At 36.5% G+C, this 241-nt stretch carries 1 protein-coding gene; it reads right to left on the bottom strand.

Annotated features, from left to right (window positions below; translation table 11 throughout):
- Window positions 1-241, bottom strand: a 241-nt coding sequence (locus SB749_RS20670) for a hypothetical protein (protein ID WP_410711966.1), incomplete at both ends; no start/stop codon positions are given.

Here is a 241-nt window from a genome sequence, read left to right as displayed (position 1 = left end):
GCTATTTTCTTGAGTACTAAGAGTTTGAATATTTCCCAGTCATTTTCGTCGTCAATCAATACTATGTTTGGAAATAGCGACAAGGCTTGGAATTTTGTATTATTTATTTTCGATAAATCTCTTAAGCGAGAAGCTATGTAATGGAGCTTTGCTTCAGACTTGATTTCGCCGCGTTCAACTACACGAAGCCTCTCAATACCTGATTTTGTAATAGAGTCAAGCAAGTGAGTTGTGGTGATAA

The organism is Brevibacterium sp. SIMBA_078 (genome assembly GCF_046534565.1).
In the GTDB taxonomy this organism is placed as follows: Bacteria; Actinomycetota; Actinomycetes; order Actinomycetales; family Brevibacteriaceae; genus Brevibacterium.
This window is presented reverse-complemented; position numbering and strand designations above follow the sequence as displayed.